General features: G+C 43.5%; 17 protein-coding genes. 5 read left to right on the top strand and 12 right to left on the bottom strand.

The genetic code is table 11. From position 1 onward, the window contains the following. Positions 1-134: 134 nt before the first annotated feature. The 5 genes from KOLE_RS07605 to KOLE_RS07625 form a co-directional block, all read right to left on the bottom strand. Entirely contained in the window at positions 135-1,784 is a 1,650-nt protein-coding gene (locus tag KOLE_RS07605; protein WP_015868844.1) for an ABC transporter permease, read from the bottom strand. A gap of 17 nt (positions 1,785-1,801) precedes the next feature. Beyond that, complete coding sequence (locus tag KOLE_RS07610; protein WP_015868845.1) at positions 1,802-2,773, bottom strand: ABC transporter permease; 972 nt, start codon at positions 2,771-2,773, stop codon at positions 1,802-1,804. 80 nt (positions 2,774-2,853) lie between these two features. Further along, the gene (locus tag KOLE_RS07615; RefSeq protein ID WP_237697521.1) at positions 2,854-4,536 is read right to left on the bottom strand and encodes an ABC transporter substrate-binding protein; all 1,683 of its coding nucleotides are present in this window, start codon (positions 4,534-4,536) and stop codon (positions 2,854-2,856) included. A gap of 41 nt (positions 4,537-4,577) precedes the next feature. Further along, a complete protein-coding gene (locus KOLE_RS07620) occupies positions 4,578-5,747 on the bottom strand; it encodes an ABC transporter ATP-binding protein (protein WP_015868847.1) in 1,170 nt (389 codons plus the stop codon). Further along, positions 5,744-6,730, bottom strand: coding sequence for an ABC transporter ATP-binding protein (locus KOLE_RS07625; RefSeq protein ID WP_049753304.1), 987 nt, complete (start codon positions 6,728-6,730; stop codon positions 5,744-5,746). The genes KOLE_RS07620 and KOLE_RS07625 overlap by 4 nt, the downstream gene beginning before the upstream one ends. A gap of 161 nt (positions 6,731-6,891) precedes the next feature. Here KOLE_RS07625 and KOLE_RS07630 point away from each other — a divergent pair, with 161 nt between their 5' ends. From KOLE_RS07630 to KOLE_RS07650, 5 genes are all read left to right on the top strand, one after another. Continuing rightward, positions 6,892-8,025: an alanyl-tRNA editing protein gene (locus tag KOLE_RS07630; protein ID WP_015868849.1), complete on the top strand. Its 1,134-nt coding sequence runs from the start codon at positions 6,892-6,894 to the stop codon at positions 8,023-8,025. After that, positions 8,022-9,377, top strand: a complete 1,356-nt coding sequence (gene dnaB, locus KOLE_RS07635; protein ID WP_015868850.1) for a replicative DNA helicase — start codon at positions 8,022-8,024, stop codon at positions 9,375-9,377. The genes KOLE_RS07630 and dnaB overlap by 4 nt, the downstream gene beginning before the upstream one ends. Positions 9,378-9,975: 598 nt before the next feature. Then, positions 9,976-10,731: an ABC transporter ATP-binding protein gene (locus KOLE_RS07640; RefSeq protein WP_015868851.1), complete on the top strand. Its 756-nt coding sequence runs from the start codon at positions 9,976-9,978 to the stop codon at positions 10,729-10,731. A 6-nt stretch (positions 10,732-10,737) separates the two neighbouring features. Further along, positions 10,738-12,294 carry a hypothetical protein gene (locus tag KOLE_RS07645; protein WP_015868852.1) on the top strand — a complete coding sequence of 519 codons (1,557 nt, stop codon included), beginning with the start codon at positions 10,738-10,740 and terminating at the stop codon, positions 12,292-12,294. A gap of 5 nt (positions 12,295-12,299) precedes the next feature. Then, a complete protein-coding gene (locus KOLE_RS07650) occupies positions 12,300-12,734 on the top strand; it encodes a hypothetical protein (protein WP_015868853.1) in 435 nt (144 codons plus the stop codon). A 38-nt stretch (positions 12,735-12,772) separates the two neighbouring features. Here the strand turns inward: KOLE_RS07650 and KOLE_RS07655 are convergent, their stop codons facing one another. The 7 genes from KOLE_RS07655 to KOLE_RS07685 all read right to left on the bottom strand — a co-directional run bounded on the left by KOLE_RS07655 (position 12,773) and on the right by KOLE_RS07685 (position 20,580). Next, entirely contained in the window at positions 12,773-15,583 is a 2,811-nt protein-coding gene (locus tag KOLE_RS07655; protein ID WP_015868854.1) for an O-antigen ligase family protein, read from the bottom strand. A 42-nt stretch (positions 15,584-15,625) separates the two neighbouring features. Then, complete coding sequence (locus KOLE_RS07660) at positions 15,626-16,045, bottom strand: secondary thiamine-phosphate synthase enzyme YjbQ (RefSeq protein ID WP_015868855.1); 420 nt, start codon at positions 16,043-16,045, stop codon at positions 15,626-15,628. After that, positions 16,045-16,323: a cell division topological specificity factor MinE gene (locus tag KOLE_RS07665; protein WP_015868856.1), complete on the bottom strand. Its 279-nt coding sequence runs from the start codon at positions 16,321-16,323 to the stop codon at positions 16,045-16,047. Before KOLE_RS07665 ends, KOLE_RS07660 begins: the two co-directional genes overlap by 1 nt. Positions 16,324-16,339: 16 nt before the next feature. Further along, positions 16,340-17,155, bottom strand: coding sequence for a septum site-determining protein MinD (minD, locus tag KOLE_RS07670; RefSeq protein ID WP_015868857.1), 816 nt, complete (start codon positions 17,153-17,155; stop codon positions 16,340-16,342). A gap of 62 nt (positions 17,156-17,217) precedes the next feature. Then, positions 17,218-18,399, bottom strand: a complete 1,182-nt coding sequence (locus KOLE_RS07675) for a class I SAM-dependent rRNA methyltransferase (RefSeq protein WP_015868858.1) — start codon at positions 18,397-18,399, stop codon at positions 17,218-17,220. After that, positions 18,381-19,496 carry an iron-containing alcohol dehydrogenase family protein gene (locus tag KOLE_RS07680; RefSeq protein WP_015868859.1) on the bottom strand — a complete coding sequence of 372 codons (1,116 nt, stop codon included), beginning with the start codon at positions 19,494-19,496 and terminating at the stop codon, positions 18,381-18,383. Before KOLE_RS07680 ends, KOLE_RS07675 begins: the two co-directional genes overlap by 19 nt. A 19-nt stretch (positions 19,497-19,515) precedes the next feature. Continuing rightward, the gene (locus KOLE_RS07685) at positions 19,516-20,580 is read right to left on the bottom strand and encodes a polysaccharide pyruvyl transferase family protein (RefSeq protein WP_015868860.1); all 1,065 of its coding nucleotides are present in this window, start codon (positions 20,578-20,580) and stop codon (positions 19,516-19,518) included. Between the last annotated feature and the right edge of the window lie 77 nt (positions 20,581-20,657).

Below are 20,657 nucleotides of genomic sequence, written 5' to 3' on the forward strand. Positions count from 1 at the left end.
GTCTTCTTTATCACTTTTTCTTTGGTTTCCTTTTCTGACTGTAAAAAGTGAGGTCCACAAGGGACCTCACCAGATCATTATTAGTCTTTACTGTTGGAAGGTGGTGCTCTTCTCCTATCTTACATCTCCTTATATCAGTAACCCAGAGATCTCGGGTCAAGCGCATCTCTCAGGGCGTCACCAAGCAGGTTGAACGCCATAACAACGATAAAGATGAAGATACCGGGTACGAGAAGCCACGGCGCTTCCGTCATAACCTTTATATTCTGAGCCTGACTCAGCATCAATCCCCAGCTGGCAGAAGGTTCCATGATCCCGAGCCCAAGGAAGCTGAGTCCAGCCTCACCGAGTATGTATCCGGGTATAGACAGGGTTGCAGATACGATGATGTAGGTTGCGGTATTCGGAATGATGTGTTTCCAGATGATCCGGCTTGATGGATATCCCATTGCGATTGCTGCCTGAACGAATTCCCTTTCTTTTAACGAAAGTACCATACCACGTATGACCCTGGACATACCGGGCCAACCAAGGAAACTGAGGATGACAACGATGAGCAGATAGGTTATGTGTGAGGGGAGATTGGTCGGCAGTATGGCTCTAAGGGATATCAACAGGTAGAATCCAGGGATTGACATCAATATTTCCGTCATTCTCATGAGACTTTCATCAACCCATCCACCGTAGTATCCTGCAACTCCACCTATGAACAAACCGAGCGTGAAGGTTATCATGATAGCCAAGAGACCGATAGACATGGAGATTCTCGAGCCGAATAGAATTCTCGAGAATACGTCTCGTCCGAATTTATCTCCACCGAAGAAATAGATTCTCGCCGGGTCATCAACTCCTATTAAATGGATATCCATGGGGATGAGCCAGAGGAGTTTGTATTCCCAGGAGCGAACGAAAAACTTTAGTGGGAATTTCCTCATTTCGAAGTCCACTACTTTTGGGGTGACTACCACATCGAAAAGCTCAGGATCTATGTCCAGTTCGGCGAGAAATTCCTTTGCCAGTTCAAAATCCCCGCCTTCGACATCTATTATTTCATTAACCAGACTTATGGCTTCTGTTACCACGTCTCTTACTTCATCCTTTTTTACAGCATAGATCCTGTGAAGCCTTTTCTCAGTGACAACCTTTACGGGATCACCGATATTTCTGAGGGTTCTATATTTGTTTGGAGCCAGGGCGTTGAGAACATCTTCGCTGGTGTTTTCCTGGAACAAAGGTTCTTTCAGCATACCGATTTCCGATAGTTTGACTATTTCCAGGGTCTTATAGTCTGGATTCCCTAATATTGCTTTCTTACCTTTGGCGTCTTCAGCATATCTAATGGTCTCCACCACAAGATATATAGATCTAACGTCATCATTTCCAATTGTGAAGACCTTCTTTTCACCTGTTGATTCATCAATCGCAGTAATACTTTGCAGAGATGACCCCTCTGCAAAGGTTGTTTTGTACGTCACTGGATCCCTTTCGAGAACGTAGGGATAAACATAGGGGCGGGTGAATTTCCCATCTTCATCCTTCCAGTGGATGTTGGAAGGGGGAGAATAGGACAAGCCCTGCCATTGTTCATACGGGTCGTGCGGAGAAAGGAAATCTGCGAATATGGCAACCAGGTACATGATTATGAGAACCCAAAGTGAGATCATACCAAGCTTATGGCGCCTTAGGACTCTCCAGGCGAGTTGCCAGCGGTTCATGTATTCAACTTCGAACAAATCATCTTTTTTTACATCTTCTGTTTTTATAACTGCTTTTTGTTTTTTCAAGGCCACATCACTCCTGACTATCTCAATCTGAATCTGATTCTTGGATCTACCCAGGCAAGGAGAAGGTCTGCAACCAGGTTACCAGCTATCAGCAACAGCGAACTGAGTAATAGAGAAGCCATGACCATGAAAAGGTCCTGAGCAGTCAAGGCTTCTATAACTAACCTACCCATTCCAGGCCAGCCAAAAACGGTTTCTGTAAGGACAGCACCACCAAGCAACCCTGCGAGTGCGTATCCAAACATAGTGACTATCGGGTTTATAGCGTTTCTAACCGCATGTTTGTAGATGACATTATCCTCAGGCATACCCTTGGCTCTGGCGAAGAGAACGTAGTCCTGCCGCAGCTGGTCGAGAAGCTGTCCCCTCATCTGTCTCATTAATCCAGCAAGTCCAGAGGTTCCAAGGGTTACAACCGGACCGATAACGTGCCATAGATAATCGAGAATCTTTTGCCACCATGTGAACTGGTCGTAATTATTGGATATGATCCCACCGATCGGGAACCAACCGGTCTTTGCGGACATGTACAACCATAGAAGAGCGAAGAAGAAATTAGGGATCGAAATACCAATGAACGCCAGGAATGAAAAGAGCTGATCATTGAAGGAATATTGATGGAGCGCTGAATAAATCCCAAGAGGAATGGCAATTCCCCATATAAATATCATCGTCGAGATACTTAAGAGGAGTGTTGCGCCCAATCTTCTCCAGATGATACTAAAAACGGGAACATGATACACGAATGAATAACCGAAATTGCCTTTTAAAACCTGTCCTAACCATTTGAAGTATTGAACGATGATTGGTTTATCAAAACCAAACTGTTTTTCAAGAAGTTTTACCTGCTCCGCACTTATAGAAGGATTGAGCCTGTAGTTATCGAGAAAGTCACCAGGCGCTAAAGAGATTATTATGAACGAAAGGATGGAAACACCTAACAAAACCGGTACAGCGAGTATAAGTCTTCTAAGTATATATCTGAGCACCTTCTTCCCTCCTTAAACCAGTAAAGACAATGAAAGCGGGAGGGATGACCCTCCCGCAAACACGAGGTCACCCCCGTGGATTATTCCCCTTCTTTCCAGATACCGTAAACCTTCCAGAGCATGCCAGCTGCTGGGTTGGGTTCAGGATTGGCGAGATGTATGTTGCCCTTAAGAGCGTAGAGGTAGTTCTGTGCAACGGTGTAAACCAGTGGCATATGCTCTGCACAGATCATCTGGAATTCGGCAAAGAGGTTGTATCTTTCCTGTTCGTCAACCGCGGATGTCTGGATCCTGAAGATTTCGTCGATTCTCTTTTCCCAGTCGGGGCTCCACCATATCTCTTCCGGAACTGTGTCGGGTCTGAGTTCAGGTGAGTAGTTCCAGAAGTGCAGACCACCGTCGAGTCTCCAGACGTTCCATCCGGATCCTGGATCGACAGAGCCGGTGAGACCAATGATGATAGCTTCATAGTCGGGTGTGAGGAGTTTCTGAACGAGTGTGTTGAACTGTATCGGGGTGAAGTTGATCTTCATACCGAGTTTCTTGGCGCTGTCAACGAGGATGTTACCGATGGCTTCACGGACGTTGTTACCGGCATTGGTCATGAGGTTGAATTCAACAACGTTGCCATCTTTGTCGACAAGTTCACCGTTTGCATTCCAGCTGAATCCACCCTTCTTGAGTTCGAGCCTTGCCCTGATGATGGAGTACTTGTAGGCGAACTTCTCGATTTCGGGATAGTAGAATCCGCTGGATGGGCTAACAGGTCCGTAAAGTGGTGAACCGAGACCATTGTAGAGGGTTTCGATCAGAGTGCCTCTGTCGAGCATGTAAACAAAGGCTTTTCTGAAGTGTTCATTTCTGAACCATTCTCTCTTAACAGGATCTTTGGTAACCCAGTTGAAGGCGATGAACTGGGAACCGAGTGCGGGTCCACCAACACCGACAACCCAGCCTTTTTCCTCGGCCTGTTCCTTGATTCTGGGGAAGTTTTCAGCTGTTGGACCGTAAAGGTCGATTTCGCCAGCCTCGAACTTCAACAGCTCGGTGTTGAGGTCGGGAACTATGAGATAAACAACCTTGTCAAGGTAAGGCAGTCTTACGCCATTTTTGTCGAATCTGTAGTAGTTGGGGTTCCTTTCGAGGACGACCCTTACACCTTCGGTGTACTCAACGGGCAGGAATGGCCCCATACCGACGATCTTATCGATATCGGCAACGGTCCAGGCTTCGGAGAATTTACCGTTCTCGACGGCTTCTTCGAGAACGTGTTTGGGAAGAATGCCGGTGTAACCGACCCATTTGAATCCCCAGACGTTCGGGACGCTCCATGTAAAGGAAATCGTGTAGTCATCAACGATTTCAACCACAGGGAGCTGGTCATTGGCGTCCATGGCTCCACCAGGTCCATTGGCAGTCATGCCCTCGACGAGAGCGACCTTTGTGAAGGTCCAGTAAACGTCTTCGATGGTGAAAGGTTCACCATCTGACCATACGATTCCCTTCCTGATCTGGAAGAAAACCGTCTTACCGTCGTCGGAGAACCACCATTTGGTCGCGAGAGCCGGTACGGTGGGCATCCCTTTGTTATCAGAGTTGAACAGAGAATCGCTGAAATAGTCAATGATGTCTGAGGAGCTTGTTTCCTGAGACCAGAATGGATTCAGAGTCTTGGGACCGGAAGTTGTAGAAAGATAGAGAGTGCCCCCGGGTTTCCCGTTAAAGTCCTCAATAGCGTACTCTGGCTCGACGGCGACAATCATTGCGGCAACAAGGAACACCGCCAAGAGTACAAACAGTTTCTTCATGCTTTTTCCCCTCCTTCTTTAGAAGATGTGGAATAGAGATGACACGCAACATAATGGTTATCTGAAACCTTGAATAGTGGTGGGTATTCTTTTGAACAGATTTCCATCTTATATTTACATCTTGGGTGGAAGAAACAGCCGCTTGGCCTATTAATGGGACTCGGTACCTGTCCACCTATCAGTTCTTTCCTGTTCCTTTTTTTCCTTGGATCCGGAATCGGAGCAGCTGCTAGCAAAGCTTTCGTATATGGGTGCAAAGGATTGTCGAATACCTCTTCACTACCACCCTTTTCCACGATTTTTCCCAGATACATGACAGCAACTTCGTCGCTTATGAACCTGACCAGAGCCAGGTCATGGGAAATGAATACATAACCTGCGTTCAGTTTTTCCTGAAGTTCTTTTAATAGTTTAACAATCTGGGCCTGGACGGAAACATCCAGAGCTGATGTTGGTTCATCAAGAACTATCAATTCTGGATTGACACTGACAGCCCTCGCAATGGCGATTCTTTGCCTTTGCCCACCACTGAACTGGTGCGGATATCTATCGATATGATAAGGTTTCAAACCAACCTGGGTGAGAAGGTTTTTAACTATCTCAATAGCTTCGTCGATATTTTGAGCTATTCCATGGAACAAAAGCGGTTCCGAGAGCATTTGTCCCACGGTCATTCTTGGGTTCAAGGAGGACATTGGATCCTGGAAAACGATCTGGGCTTTTCTTCTTATCTCGAGAAGTTTTTCTTTGCGATTAGCCGAAAGGATTTTAAGAACCTCTTTTGGATTTTCATTGGCTTTTTTATAGACGTCGTATATATGTTTTTCATGGGGTTGCAGATTCTTTCCACCATTGGAGAATTCTGGTCTTGAAAGGTATTTTTCTTTCAAATACTCCATGGCTTTTCTGGGTTTCATGAAATAGAAGGTGGTATCCTCACCATCGATGATAATTTCCCCGTCAGTCAGGTCGTGAAGCCTGAGGATAGTTTTTCCTATGGTTGTCTTACCGCAACCGGATTCACCAACAAGACCAATGGTTTTTCCTCTGTCAAGATCAAACGAGACATCATCTACCGCTTTAACATAACCAACCACCCTGTCAATGAGAAAACCCTGTTTTATGGGGAAGTATTTTTTTAAGTTCCTCACTTCTAACAATTTCATTTAATTTCCTCCTTGACAACAGATACTTTATTAACAACAGGATTGAAACATCTAACAAAATGACCGCTTTCCACTTCCTCCAAAGGTGGCAGTTCTTTCCTGCATTTTTCTGTAGCGCGTTCACAACGCGGCAGGAATGGACAAAGTTTAGGAGGATTCATCATTACAGGTGGCTGGCCGGGTATTGGTGCCAATTCTTCCTGTTTTATATCGAGTCTGGGAATACAATGCAAGAGAGCGTGCGTGTACGGGCTCATGGGTTTTTCGAATATCGTTTCTGAAGGTGCAATTTCCATCTGGTAACTTCCGTACATGACGGAAACCTTTGTGGCAATCTCCGCAATTACCGCAAGGTCGTGGGTAATAAATATCATACCACTTTTGTATTGCTGTTGAAGATTTTTCATCAACTCGAGTATCTGTGTCTGAACGGTAACATCCAGAGCAGTTGTTGGCTCATCGGCAATAAGTATTTCTGGATTACAGGATAACGCGATAGCGATGACGACTCTCTGCCTCTGTCCGCCGGAAAGCTGGAAGGGATAATCATCGATCCTTTCTTCAGGTTTAGGAATACCCACCTGTTCCAAAAGACGGATCGCTCTTTCCCTTGCTTCTTCTTCGGAAACCCCTTCATGATGAACGATGGTTTCTATCATCTGGTCACCAATGGTGTACATCGGATCCAGTGAAGTCATAGGGTCCTGGAAGATCATACCGATATGCTTTCCGCGAATCCTGGAAAAATCCTCTTTTTTTAGTTTGGCTAAGTCCATGTATTCGGGATTCCCGTCCTTTGAAAATTCATCAGTGTAGAATAAGATTTCGCCTCCGGCAATGTACCCCGGCTTATCGATAAGACCAGCGATACTCTTTACAGTAACACTCTTACCGGAACCGGTTTCTCCGACGATTCCAAGGACTTCATTGCGGTACAGGTCGAAAGAAACATCTTGAACAGCTTTAACTGTCCCTTCGGCCATGTCAAAGTATGTCCTCAGATTCTTGACTGAGAGTATTGGTTTGTCACCCAATGGGATCACCTCATTACAGATTTTGGTTTGAAAAGAATTCCCCCGGAACAATTTACAGTATAATTATTACATAGAAAGGCATCAAATATCAAGTGGTGGGGGCGAGATGAGTGAAACAAAGGATTCTGATGACGTTTGATAAAAAGGATTTTTCTTTGTTATGCTTCGAAAAAGGGACATTGTATGTCGATGGTGAAGGTGGACAACTGGGGGATAGGGGGAAAATAGATGGTAATAAAATCCTTCAGGTTAAGAGAGTAGATGGATATCCTTGTGCCGTGATAGAGAAGAAAAATAATTACAGTACTGGTGAATTTGTTGAATTAGAATTGGATTTAGAGAGAAGGGTCGATATTGCTCAACAGCATACCGCACAACACCTGTTATCTGCAGTTGCACTTCGTGAACTTGATGCTGAAACAGTTGGGTTTCAAATGGGCGAAGAGTTTTCCACAATAGATCTCACCATCGGTTTGCTGGAGGATAAGATGAAACGTTTACTCGAAGATGTTTCTAACGATTGCATTTTGAAACTTCTTCCAGTGACGGTAAAAGAGGTAGATCCTTCGGAGATCTTTCGATACAACCTTAGAAAATCTGTGAGTGATAAGATACTGGAAAAGGCTGAAAAAATCAGGCTGGTGAAGATTGAGGGAATTGACGTAAGTCCATGTGGCGGATTTCATGTGAAGAATACAGGCGAGGTCGGGTTGCTTAAAATCCTTAAGGTAGAAAAGGTAAAAGGAAATCTTACGAGAGTATATTTTGTTGCCGGAAAGAGGGCTATCAGGGTTTTTCAAAATGAACATTCAATTCTAGGATCTCTTGGAAAACTTCTGACTTGTGGTTATCATGAACTGGTATCACGGACTCAATCAATTCTTGAAGATCTGAAAATTATGAACAACAGGATAAAAGGATATGTAGAGAGGATCGCTAAAGAAACAGCTAATAATTTATCAGAGAATAGTTCAGAACTTTTACTTTATGAAGACGATGAAGAGATACTTTCAATGATTCCACGTTTTCTCGATAAAGAGTGTTATATTTTCTTTGGTAAAGCAGGTGAAAAGATTATCTTAGCCTCAAAGGGTTACGACCTTACAATTCTTGTCAAAGAGTTAAAAAGCCGGTTTGATATAAAAGGCGGAGCTGGTAAAACCAGAGGGCAGTTTGTCTATTCGAAAGAGCTTGATGAGCTTATTGAATTTACCCTTCACTGGATGAAAGGAGAGAAATCATGAATCCGAAGATACCACCACATAGCAACGAAGCAGAGGAGGCAGTTATAGGTAGCATACTCATAGACCCTGATGTCATTCCAGATGTTATGGAGATCCTCAGGAGCAATGATTTTTATTCCATCAAACATCGCACCGTGTTTGCCGCAATAGAGGATCTCTTTGATCATGGAAATCCTGTGGATGTCGTCTCTATCATTGAAAAATTAAGGAGTCAGGGTTCTCTAGAAGATATTGGTGGAGAGGTTGAAATTATGAAGCTTGCCGATATCGTACCCACCGCAGCGAACGTTGTATATTATGCAAAGATAGTGAAGGAAAAGGCGTTGATGCGCGCCTTGATAAATGCTGGAAGTAAGATTGTAGAGGAAGCGTATCAAGCGGAGGATGTGGATCAGCTACTTGATGATGCTGAAAAGCGAATATTCAGGATAACGGAAAGTCATACATCCCGGACCTATGAAAACCTTGGAAAGGTTATGCATTCGGTTTTTGAGGATCTGGAAAAACTTAAAAATACAGCGGGAACGATAGAAGCTGGAGGCTTGATAACGGGGATTCCTACGGGATTCAGACAGCTTGACAAAATGACAACAGGTTTTCATCAATCTGATTTGATAATTATTGCGGCGAGGCCTTCGATGGGAAAAACCGCTTTTGCGTTGAATATCACGAAAAATATGGCGTTGAAGCACGACATTCCCGTGGCTTTCTTCTGTCTTGAAATGACAAAGGAGCAGCTCGCCCAGAGGCTCCTGTGTTCGGAAGCCAGCGTCGATCTTCACAAGGTGAGGACGGGTTTTCTCAGCAAGCAGGAGTGGGAGCTCCTTACGAATGCTGCGTCGCGTTTGTATAAATCAAAGATAGTGGTAGATGATGAACCATCCCTCGATCCCAGAACTCTAAGGGCCAAGGCAAGGAGAATTAAATCGGAATACGGCGTACAGGTTATCTTTATAGATTATCTTCAGCTTATGCACCTGAAGGGCCGTTCTGAAAACAGGCAACAGGAAATTTCAGAAATCTCCCGTTCTTTAAAGCTTCTGGCAAGAGAGCTCAATGTGGCGGTTGTTGCATTGTCGCAGCTTTCCCGTGCTGTCGAGCAGCGTGAAAATAAGAGACCGCGATTGAGCGATCTTCGAGAATCGGGGGCCATCGAGCAGGATGCAGATATGGTTATGTTTCTCTATCGTGATGACTATTACAAGAGCAAATCTGAGGTTCAGGATCAACCGCATGAGTCGGAGGTTATAATAGGAAAACAGAGAAATGGTCCTATAGGTACGGTGAAGCTGATATTCAATCCGAAAGTCGCGACATTTTTCGATGAAGTACCGAGTGAGTTTGTTGAGTGAGACGAGAGTCGCTACGCGGCTGAAGTGCTGGGCTACGCCCAGGAGGCTCACGACGTTGACGCTTGCGAGGCTGAGGCTTGCGGACGCTGATAAAAAAACGAGATTCGAGATCCGGGATCCGAGAACCGGTAGCCGCTGTGCGGCGGAAGTGCTGAGCTGCGCTCAGGAGGCTTGCAGACGCTGTGTTCGGCTTCGCCGGGGCTATGTGTGACTTTGTCACGGCCATGCGCAACTACGTTGCGGCCATAAAAATTGAGATCAGGTAACCGAGATCCGAGAGGAAGTGCGGTTCGCTAACGCGAACGAAGTGAATGTGGCTACGCCACAGAAGTGAGGTTGACTGTGTCAACGAAGCGAATGCATTTTGGTACTGATGATTTCCCGGATCTCGGGTTTTATTCAGCGTATGCAAGCCTCAATCTCGTGAGCGTCAGCCTCAGCAAGCGTCAGGAGCGAAGCTCCGCGCATTAATCAGTGAAACTCATTTCCAGCATCATTTGCGTCGGCAAATCCAAGCGTCAATGGTATTAGCCGTTCTCGGATCTCGGATCTCGAATTTCGACTCTCGGTTCTCGTCATTTAGAGAGGAGGTTACACAATGATTCACGCAAAGGATCTTACCAAGCGTTTTGGTGATCTTGTCGCTGTTGATCATGTTTCGCTGGATATTCCGGCCGGGCAGATATATGGTTTTCTTGGCCCTAATGGGGCTGGTAAAACGACAACGATAAAAATGTTAACAGGTATTTTGAGACCAACCGAGGGAAAGATTCGGATTCTAGGAATGGATATGGATAAAGATGAACTTGAAATAAAGAGACAGATAGGGGTTGTACCAGATGAACCGAAGATGTACGATAACCTTAAAGGATTCGAATTTGCGAGATTCATAATGGAGATATATCGTGTCCCAAAAGAAGAGACGGAAAGAAGATTTTACGAAATTTGCAAGGCCTTCAGCATCGACTACCTTGACAAATTTATAAGCGATTATTCTCATGGAATGAAACAAAAGCTCATGATGGCGGTAACTTTGATGAGACAACCCCGGGTCATCTTTCTCGATGAACCGACTGTGGGACTCGATGCCAGAAGTGCGAAGATTCTGAAACTGTGGCTCAAGAAGATGGCACAGACGGGTGCAACGATATTCTTGACCACTCACGTTCTTGAGGTTGCGGAAAAAATGTGTGACAGGATTGGAATAATAGACAAAGGCAGGTTGATAGCGCAAGGTACTCTGGAAGAGTTGAGAGAACTCTCCGGCGATAAAAAGTCAAGTCTGGAAGACCTTTTCCTGGAACTCACCGGTGGTAACGAATTCAAAGATATAATCGATCAGCTCGGAGAGTGATATGAAATGAACGATCTCTTGTTGCTTTTGAAATACAGGTTTCGAAACACCGGTTTCAGTAAGAATCGTGGAAAAAGGTCCGGAAAATTATGGGGCATCTGGTTCAACTTTATCATTCTTATAATGGCATTTGGTGTACCGCTTTTTCCTGTGGCACTGACAACTTTCGAAAAACTCTCAGCGTTTTCTGTTGCCTCTGGATTTAATATGGCCGATGTCTATTTTTCAGTTCTTTCTCTCGTGATGCTTACGATGGCAGCGATGAATTTTATTCCTTACCTATTGTACAGCTTTTACGATTGGGAAGAACTGCATTTTCTAATGGGATTACCGATCAGGCGCAGCACCATATTCTTTTATAAATGTACGGAAGCCTTCATAGGCACTTTTATGTCATTTGCCATTTATCTTCCAATTGCTGCAGCCTATGGATATTCCCGGAGAACAGCTGGTCTTGTTCTCGCAATTCCGGCTGCATTTCTGGGATTTGCCTTTGTGTTAGGGATTTCTCTCTTTATTTCGGCTCTGCTTACTTCAAGGATATCCAGAGCCATGGCAAAACGTATGAACGGGATCGTGATTCTTCTCAACGCGGGTGTTTTTCTTTTATTGTTGAATCTTCTCTCGGGAGAGGCTTTGAACGGAGAAACACTGTATAAGATGATAAATCTTGGACTCAATAGATTCCTTCCTTCAACATGGCTTATGAAAGCCACCAAAGGCGGGTTATTGGAATGGGTTTTCCTGTTTCTTTTTACTTTATGGTTATTCAGAATAGCAACGAGGATCTCTTCAGCGAATTTTTATGAACCATCGCATTCTAAGGTCAACAGCCAAAGAGCAGCTAAAGCACGAAAAATAGGGTTGTTGAAAAAAGAATGGCTCATTATGATGCGCAGTGAACACGCCGCTTTTTTTCTTCTATATCCGGTTGCTTTTTCTGCTATTATGCTGGTAACAACAAAGAACTTTTTGAGTGCCACTCTTTTCATGGTTATGATAGCTGCCTTTTATTCTTCACAGATGGTGATAATAAGCCTATCTTCCGAATTTCAAGCCTGGCCTTTGCCTTTTATACTGCCGGTGAACTTCAAAAAGGTCGTTAGAAGCAAGATATTCATCGTTTCCGGGATGTTCAGCGTACTTTACTCCATTATCGTTATTTTCTCGATTTTCTATATACAGCTTTCTATATTATTACTGTTCACGATTGTGGCTGCGATGACGACCTTTTACATCTCTTCCGCTCTTGGTGCAACGCTTTATATGACCTCGGGAGCATATCGATCCGGTGCACATAAAAGAAGGCTTGGCTTTTCTGCCACGCTTCTTCTTGAAATCTTAACCTTTGTTACCGGGGCTGGTAATATCATAGTTCTGGCGTTGTATATGCAATCACGCACAGACGCCATGATGAAAGAAACACTTTTGAGGTTTTTGAAAAGCGAGCTTTTGCTGAATACGCTTGGAGTTTCAATTCCTTTGGTTGTTTCTGTTATTGGTATAATTTGGGTTACAAGGTGTATTAATAAAGAATTGGATAAGCTTAAAGAAGGGAAGTGAGTAAAATGCAGGTTTCGCTTGAACAGTTACTTTCTGCTTTGATAGCAAAGGTCGATGCCCTTGAAGCAAGTGTGGATGATTTAAGGGTTCGAACAAATATCACGCTCAGGCTTCTTAAAAATCTCGGAAAAGAAGAAATAGATAGAGATACCGTGAAGAAGGCTGTGGAAGAGGAATTCAGAGTTTCAAAAGAAGCGGGGCTTATAGAAGATTCTGCAGATGTGGTGAAAATGATAGAGTCTTTTGCGGATGATATCTACAAATGGCTTACCGGTGACGTTAGAGAACTCAGAGAGAAGATGGATGAGTACAAAAGGAAACTTGAGGAAGCACTCATGTCCCAAAGCAAGGTAATCGATGTTGCTCCCGCTGACTTCGTCAAAAAGCTTAAGCCAAAAGGACCGAAAGATCCTGATGGTGGAGGGAAAATACTCTTTTAGAGAAATGAGGGGGCTTGGAAGGCCCCTTTTTTTGTTGATTAATCTTCCACGCTTTTTTTGAGTATTTCGTATCTATTGACGAAGTCTTTCATCCTCGAGTAGATCTGTTCATATTTCTGACGATTAGGATTATTTTCTGGAATTTTCTCAATCCTTTCTTTGCGGAAGTTTTTAAGCTGTTCTCGGTTCCATTGGTATGCTTCTTCATAAAGTGAGAGTATCTTTCTTTTTAGTCTTAACGCTTCGTTTCCTTTCATTTCCTGAGATAGTATAAGTAAAAGATCGAACGTGTTATCAGGAATACTCCAACGAGTTTCCTTCATATATCTACAAACGTAGAGTTCTTTTTCTACAATTTTGAGGATCTTATCTAAAGAGTCTTTGGGTCCATAGAGTAGAACTAGTTCTCTCGCATAATCACTGTAAATGTATTCCCAGTTATTAAAATATCTCCATGCACCGGGAATAAGTGAGATAGTCCTATCATAGATGTATTCAAATTCATCACGTAATTTCAAAGGAAGGTTTTTGATCCTCTCGATCAGTTCGTAAAGCTTTTTCCTGTCTTCTTTATTCAGGTAAGGTATCAGTTTTTTCAGTTCGGCGGTGACATCTTTTGCCTGAGTGAAAGCGTCAAAATATGTTCTGGCGGTATTTCGCATCACCTGGGCATCAGGTCCAAGCTGCATTGATAGTATGTAGTAATCGATAGCGTCCCACTTTGCCTGGAAAGAATACAAAATGCTGAAATTGATCTCGTTAAGTAATCGGGATAGATCAGCCCGGGTTAAAGCTTTGTTAAAGAGAATCGGGAATTCTTCGAGGAAAAGATGTCTCTGGGATCTTTTAAGCAAAGGTTGAACAATTTCTCTTGGTTTTTTGTATCCAGTCAAATATTCTGTATTCAAATCTTTGCCTGTAAAAGCGTCCTCTATCAGTTTTAGTTGAGCTTCGCGTGGTGAGTTCATCAATCTCAGTACGAAATCCTCTGTTCTATCTGAGGTTTTGAGGAAATCACCCATGAAGGCAGCTGATAGGTTGAATCCTCTGGAGAAGAACAGAGAGGAATCCAGGTTGGAGATCCCGCTATAATATCCTCTGATTGCTGCGTGTTGAGCCATCATCAAAGTGTCTGCGGCGGTTTTGAGCTTGTCTTTTATCCTATTTTGTTTGGTTGAGAATTCACTTTTGTGGCTTTCGGTAGCTATGAGATATAACAGGGTATCAGGAGCTTTGGGGTACGTTTCTTTGAGTGAATCGAGTTTTTGATTAATGTAGGTATCCGTTGCGAGATAGCTGAATTCCCCATCAAAGTTTTCGAGACTGTTTAAATCTCTTTTTATCTTTACAACTGAGTTCCTGAGATCAGGAATTTGGGCAGTGGCAGATATGTAGGTTTTATATCCTATGTAACCTCTGGTGAAGAAGGCTTCTGTGAGGTAGTTGCGTGACATCAGAACAGCCGCTATCAGGGAGATGACGATCATTAGCATTCCCGTCCATCTGTTGATAGAAATCTTTTTCAGTTGAAAACTGTTAGACCTAAATACCGGTGATAGCGCTGCTCCAGCAACCGTCACAGCCAGCAAAGCGTTCGGCATAAAGTGAGCCGGAAAGGATACCACGCTGTGCAAAACGATTACGCTGAAAGAACCAGCGAGTACGGAAAAGAGTAAGAGGAGGTCAAAATCCTTCAAACGAAAGATGATTCTGAAGTAATAAAGTACCAGTGAACCAAGTGCAAGTAGAACAAGAGAAAGGCCGATCAATCCGGTTTCTGCCAGTTGCTGAAAATATTCTCCGTGTGCCCTGATACTGTTTAATCCGGCGATGTACATATATCGGGGTTCTTCGTTGAGCACTCTTCCCATGTTCTCTGAAGAGAAATACTTGTAGCTCCCGAACCCCGTGCCCAGAATCTTTGAATTCTCCCATTGTTTTATGGCTGTTTTCCATAAAAATGTTCGAAAATCCGCAGCGCTTTTATTTGCGCTAGATGAGAGCCTTTCGGAGATACTAAAAGTGCCACGTGTAAATATCGAATCGGTCGAATAGCCATAAATAAGGAAAATAGTGATAACCAAAAGCACAACCAGTGAAAGGGGCCTTATCTTCGGCTTTACTTTTTTTTGCATTCCGGCGAGTACCCCTAGAAGAACCACCAGAAAGGCACCGATGAGCGAATAGTAAACACCCCTGGTTTGTCCGGCCAGCACAACGCTCAGAAATAATGCATAGGTGATGGTATAAAAAAGTACTCTCGCTCGTTCGTTTCTCCAGAGTCTTCGTGTTATTATCGCCAGATACAAGACGATTGGCAGCAGCATTCCCATAAGGTCAGTGGTGAAGTTGACGTTTCCAACCACTGAAGAGATATTCCCGCGCATCAGCGGTTGGCCCAATATGCCCCAGAAAATCGAGTTGCCGGTGTAAAAACCCAAAAGGGCATCAACAGCTATGATAACACCAAAAAGCACGAATATCTGAAGCAGCCACAAAATACCATTAACGGATTTTTCAGAGATATGTATTGAAAACAGGATAAGGACCAGGAGACTCAGTGAAAAACCCAGAGAGGTTGCAAAAGCTTCTGGAATGGTCCTTAAAAGCAAAAAACTCGATAGAATCCCATAAACAGCATACACGACCGCAAAAAAATGGGGAATAGATAAGGAAATACTTTGAGGTTGCTTAGAGAGCCGCATTCCTTTTGCGACGAAGAGGGCGGCTAAGAATACCGAGGCATAGAAAAACTTTGGAAGAGCCATATCCCAGGTTATGCCTTTAACAGCAAAAAGTGAAGATCCCGCGATGAAGAGCAAATAAAATAGCTTTTCCCCTTTTTTCATCAAATCACCCCCGACAGTTTAGGGTTATGAGATTTGCAGTGCCTACTTTGGGTCGCAGGGGGTGGCTGTAACGATGAAACGTCTCGTCCTGGGACCATCAAATTCGCAGAAGAAAACGCCCTGCCAGGTGCCAAGGAGCAGTTTTTTGGATTCAAAGGGTATAGAAAGAGAAGCCCCAACAAGGCTTGCTTTTATATGAGCATCAGAATTACCTTCCAGATGTTTGTAATTTCCTCGATAAGGAACGAGTTTTTTGAGGTAAGTAAGGATATCTCTTACCACCGACGGATCGGCGTGTTCATTTATTGTAACGCCAGCAGTAGTATGGGGTATGAAGACGAGAAGCACCCCGTTTGTTATATCTATTTCATGGAGGTATTCCTGGAGATATTGAGTAATCTCCACAAAACATTCCCTTTCAGGTGTTCTTATCGTATAAACTTTGCTCTTCACCATAGTCATCAATGGAAAACAACGTTGGTAATTATAACAACATACCCGTTGTGTTCTTCGAGCTGAACCTTTACATTCTCTTCTTTAACCTTGAATCTTTCGGCGACATAGATTTTTATTTGTTCTATCATATCTCTTTCGTTGTTTTTCAACAATTCGGCGGGAATGACCTCCTGTACGGGGACAGAATGACGCCTGCTGGCCACAATGGCTTGCAATCTATCTTTAGCTTCTTTTCTGCTTCCAAATTCCTTCTTTTTCTTTCTTCTGAACAGTCCAAAGAACATCCCTCTCAACCCCTTTTCAACTACGACCAAAGATTCGCTTTAACAGATCAAGAAATCCGAGACTCTGCTGACTGTGAAGATCCTTTTCTATGGAGATTAGTTCGCCTTTCATTCGTAGGGCGATGTTTTCAAAAACCTTTGCTATGCCTTCTCCCTGATTTCCGTTCAACACAACGGGAATTCCGCGGTTTGTAGCGACGATTACATCTTCGCTGTCTGGAATTATCCCGAGCAGATCAATGGCAAGGTTCTCCTGAATGTCCTCCTTGGTCAGCATATCTCCACGTTTCACCATCTGCACCTTGAAACGATTTATTACCAGCTTTATTCGGTCTTCCGTCATGCCAGCATTTTCAAGGAGACCGATTACTCTGTCTGCATCAGTAATGGCAGGGAGTTCAGGGGTGGTAACGATTATGGCATTTTCCGCCGGTGCTACGGCATTCCTGAAGCCACGCTCAATACCTGCTGGAGAGTCTATGATTATGTAATCAAACTTTCCGTAAAGCTCTCCAACTATCCTTTTCATATCTTCTGGAGACAACATTTCTTTTGTGGCTATCTGTGAAGCGGCAAGAAGGTACAAACTTTTCATTTGTTTGTGCCTGACGAGGGCTTCTGAGGCTTTAACTTTTCCGTTGACCACGTCAAGAATTGTATGCACAACTCTGTTTTCAAGCCCAAGGGTTATGTCCAGGTTCTTTAACCCTATGTCCGCGTCTATGAGGCACACCTTGTCCCCTTTTGCTGCTAACGCACAGCCTATATTGGCTGTGATGGTGGTCTTTCCGACCCCACCCTTTCCTGACGTAACGACATAAACTTTGGCCATGGGTACCTACCTCCAGAGAATAACTCTTTAATAGAATTATACATCATTTGTAGCAAGGTAAATCAAAATTCGCTAACACTGCTTACAATATAGCTTCTAAACTTTAGATAGTTTGATTCGTGCATACTTGTTAGAGCCGGATGATCGAAAGGTTGCCCGGCTGAAAACAGTAGTTTGCCAATCTTTTTTGAATCTTTGAATGCTTCCGTTATCTTTTCGAGCCATTCGGATTCGCGAATGAGCTGTGTACAAGAGGATGTTGCAAGGATTCCTCCATCTTTCAACGAACGAATAGCTCTCAGGTTGAGTTCTTTATAGGCTCTTAGCGCGTTGTGCTTTGCGGTTGCTGATTTCAACATCGCTGGCGGGTCGATGACTATCAACTCGAATTCCCCTATCTTCACATTTCTTATAAAATCAAAGGAATTTGCGTTTATCGTTCGAATTTTTTCTTTGAAGCTGTTTATCCTTGCTATCTCTTCAGCAACCGCTAATGCGCGTTCAGAATAATCAACGAGGATCGCTTCCCGTGCTCCACCTTTCAATAAATGGAATGCGAAGTTACCGGTGTATGAGAAAAGATCGAGAACCCTTCTGTCTGTGGAAAACTCTGACAGATTTTCAGCGTTGAATCTCTGATCGAGAAAAAACCCTGTTTTTTGTCCGTGTAGATCGGCAAGGAAGGTGATTTCATGTAGCTTAAAGGGTATTAAATTTGGCCCGTTTCCATAAAGCCATCCAGAATAGGGTTCTATTCCTTCTTTGGCAATGAAGCTGCCCTCAGATTTTTCGTAGATCCCTTTTGGATTAAAGAGTTCAATCAGGACGTTCACTATGGTTTCTTTGAATTTACTCATACCGAGGGTGGAGATCTGAACAACGAAAAAATCGGCGAATTTATCCACTATAAGCCCGGGCAATCCATCAGCTTCACTGTAAATCAATCTGAAAGCTCCCTTTTCTTTGAGCCAGCGGGTTCTGAGTGAATAAGCCCTTTGTATCTTGTCTTTGAAAAACTTTCTGTCTATGTTTACATTCTTCCTGGTCAAAAGCCTGACGCGTATCAGAGAATTCCTGTTGTAATAACCTTTACCCACAAATTGACCGGAGTAAGTGAATACTTTGACCAGAGAACCGTTTTCACATGAAGGCTCTTCTGCTATCTCGTTTTCGTATATCCAGGGATGGCCGAAGGCAATTCGTCTTTTTATTTCTTTTTTTAGTTTTACTCTGTATTCTGGCACTTTCTCACCTTTTTATAGAGGTTTCTATAAAACTCGACATCGAACTCACCCGGGGTTCTTGCATTGTGTGGAGCTCTGGCAGCTTTTTCCGCCCAGCTTTCCAGTTCATCGTCTGAGAGTTCTATCTTATATTCGTTTACCCCGAAAGAGTTCAAGAAAGCTTCGAGTTCGTTCAGCGACTCAAAGGGGTCAATGGCATTTTTGACTCTATCCGGATCTGATTCTTCGACTTTTCGAAGCACTTCTACCAGAAAAACGGCATTCGCTATGCCGTGTTTTATCCCTCTTTTACTGGATAAAGGGTATCCTGCGGCGTGAACCACTGTTGTCCCTGTGTGAGCTATTACTATTCCTGCAAGCATCGCGGCATATTGCAATAAAGACCTTACAGGGATATCTTCCGGGGTGATTGTTGCATTTTTCAGATTGTTTTTGATGAGTTCATTTGTGACCCTGGAATGGTTTTTAACGATAGGGTTAACGGCGTTGTTCAACAGTTCGCCTTCAATAGAATGGGACAGGGCATCTAGAGCGGTAGCTATGGTAGTTTCTTCGGTCATTGTTATCGTGTAGCGGGGGTCGAGGAAGGAATACATCGGGAAGGCATGAGGTGTGGCAAAGCCTTTCTTATTGCCTTCGTCGTCCGTTAGAACAGAATACTGGGTGACTTCACTTCCTGTACCAGAGGTTGTAGGGATTGCGACAACAGGCAGTGAGAAAAGATAACTCTCGCGATCGTAAAGATCTTCCACTTTAAGATCAGGATCGGTACCCATTATGGCCATAGCTTTCCCGGCATCTAATGGGCTTCCGCCACCAATGGCGATGACAAAATCACAATTTTCTTTTCTCAGAAGTTCGGTGCCCTTTCTCACCGTTTCAAAGGACGGGTTTTCTTCCACCCTATCAAAATGTATGTAAGGGATCTTCAATTCAGTCAAAACCTTTATAATGTCGTGCAACGCTCCTGATAACCTTGCAGAACGCCTTCCGGTAACTATGAGAGCTTTTGCTCCGCATTCCTGCACCACTTTTCCATGTTTCTCAACAACTGTTTCACCGAAAAAAACATGTGTTGGTAAATAATAATGCCACATCGAACTCACCTCCCCCGGTTCAATCCAGGATTTTATTTATGAGTTTTATTGATCTGTCAACGGTTTCATCTAATTTCTCTAGATAGGTAGCCCTTAACTTATCAAAATCATACCTCAAAGCGCCGTTTATTGCGAGGACGATACTCTCAAGACTGTTGTTAAAACTAAAACAATAATCATTTACCAGAGAACTCACAAAACGGTTGGTTTTTCTGTTCTTTTTCCAGACAAAGGGTGTTCCCTGCACTGTGGCCAGTATGGCTCCGTGGAGCCTTTCGGTCACAACGATTGAGGCTTTAGACAGTAGCTCCATAACCCCATCTATATTCTGAGGTGGCCTTATAATCTCCATTCCGTTGTTAACAGCATAATCTTCAAGTTCCATCTGCTTTTGCGAATCGTGGCTATTGTGAAATCCCACCGCACATAGCTTTCTGTACCCGAGATATTTTAGCGCTTCAACAACCTCTGAAGCAGAGGTTCCTGATTTCAAGACTGTGAATGCCAGTTCAGGATCTTTCTCGTGATTGGGAGTTATCAGTTTTTTCTTTAAAAGGTAGTAAGGCCCGTAATCGGTTCCCATCTGATAATTCTTTGAAAATCTTCTTGCGTAACGGTAAGAGACCTTATCGCGAATCACGCCATAGCTTCTCTCATTGCCTAAGATTTTTTTCAGGTGTTTTCTATTGCGCTGCTTGTGAATAGGGCCAAACCCCTGTGATAAAAACGCAAGCGAATTTTTTCTTTTTAAGGTACGCTTCGCAATGAAATGATAATAGAGAAAACTTCTGGTACTCGTTTCATCCTGAAAAAGATTACCCCCCCCAAATATAGTACAGCAGGAGCGGTGAAAATAACGTTCCAGGGTATAAGGGTTATACCTTGGAATCACCTTGATTTTCAATTCTTTCGGAAAGCTTTTTCTTAACTTTTCTATATTTTTCGGTGCCGGAATATAGATTTCATTTTTGACATTAGCCTCTTTCAGGATCATCAGGGTAGAAAGTAATAAAAGATCATCACCAAGGTTGTCATGACCGTAATAACCCATCAGAATTATCCCGCTTCGTTCTAAAGTATTCACGCTCAACCCTCCAAGAGTTAACGTCAATATTTTAACATAGAGAAAGAAGACCGTATGCTGTGCTAAAATTTATTTGA

The organism is Kosmotoga olearia TBF 19.5.1, assembly GCF_000023325.1.
GTDB classification, from domain to species: Bacteria; Thermotogota; Thermotogae; order Petrotogales; family Kosmotogaceae; genus Kosmotoga; species Kosmotoga olearia.

What these genes read in the sequence shown, in the direction of transcription:
- KOLE_RS07615 (WP_237697521.1), bottom strand. Translation starts at nt 4,536, where the DNA reads ATGATTGTCGCCGTCGAGCCAGAGTACGCTATTGAGGACTTTAACGGG.
- KOLE_RS07645 (WP_015868852.1), top strand. Translation starts at nt 10,738, where the DNA reads ATGAACGATCTCTTGTTGCTTTTGAAATACAGGTTTCGAAACACCGGT.
- KOLE_RS07650 (WP_015868853.1), top strand. Translation starts at nt 12,300, where the DNA reads ATGCAGGTTTCGCTTGAACAGTTACTTTCTGCTTTGATAGCAAAGGTC.
- KOLE_RS07625 (WP_049753304.1), bottom strand. Translation starts at nt 6,730, where the DNA reads ATGGCCGAAGGGACAGTTAAAGCTGTTCAAGATGTTTCTTTCGACCTG.
- dnaB (WP_015868850.1), top strand. Translation starts at nt 8,022, where the DNA reads ATGAATCCGAAGATACCACCACATAGCAACGAAGCAGAGGAGGCAGTT.
- KOLE_RS07655 (WP_015868854.1), bottom strand. Translation starts at nt 15,583, where the DNA reads ATGAAAAAAGGGGAAAAGCTATTTTATTTGCTCTTCATCGCGGGATCT.
- KOLE_RS07640 (WP_015868851.1), top strand. Translation starts at nt 9,976, where the DNA reads ATGATTCACGCAAAGGATCTTACCAAGCGTTTTGGTGATCTTGTCGCT.
- KOLE_RS07660 (WP_015868855.1), bottom strand. Translation starts at nt 16,045, where the DNA reads ATGACTATGGTGAAGAGCAAAGTTTATACGATAAGAACACCTGAAAGG.
- minD (WP_015868857.1), bottom strand. Translation starts at nt 17,155, where the DNA reads ATGGCCAAAGTTTATGTCGTTACGTCAGGAAAGGGTGGGGTCGGAAAG.
- KOLE_RS07680 (WP_015868859.1), bottom strand. Translation starts at nt 19,496, where the DNA reads ATGTGGCATTATTATTTACCAACACATGTTTTTTTCGGTGAAACAGTT.
- KOLE_RS07620 (WP_015868847.1), bottom strand. Translation starts at nt 5,747, where the DNA reads ATGAAATTGTTAGAAGTGAGGAACTTAAAAAAATACTTCCCCATAAAA.
- KOLE_RS07665 (WP_015868856.1), bottom strand. Translation starts at nt 16,323, where the DNA reads ATGTTCTTTGGACTGTTCAGAAGAAAGAAAAAGAAGGAATTTGGAAGC.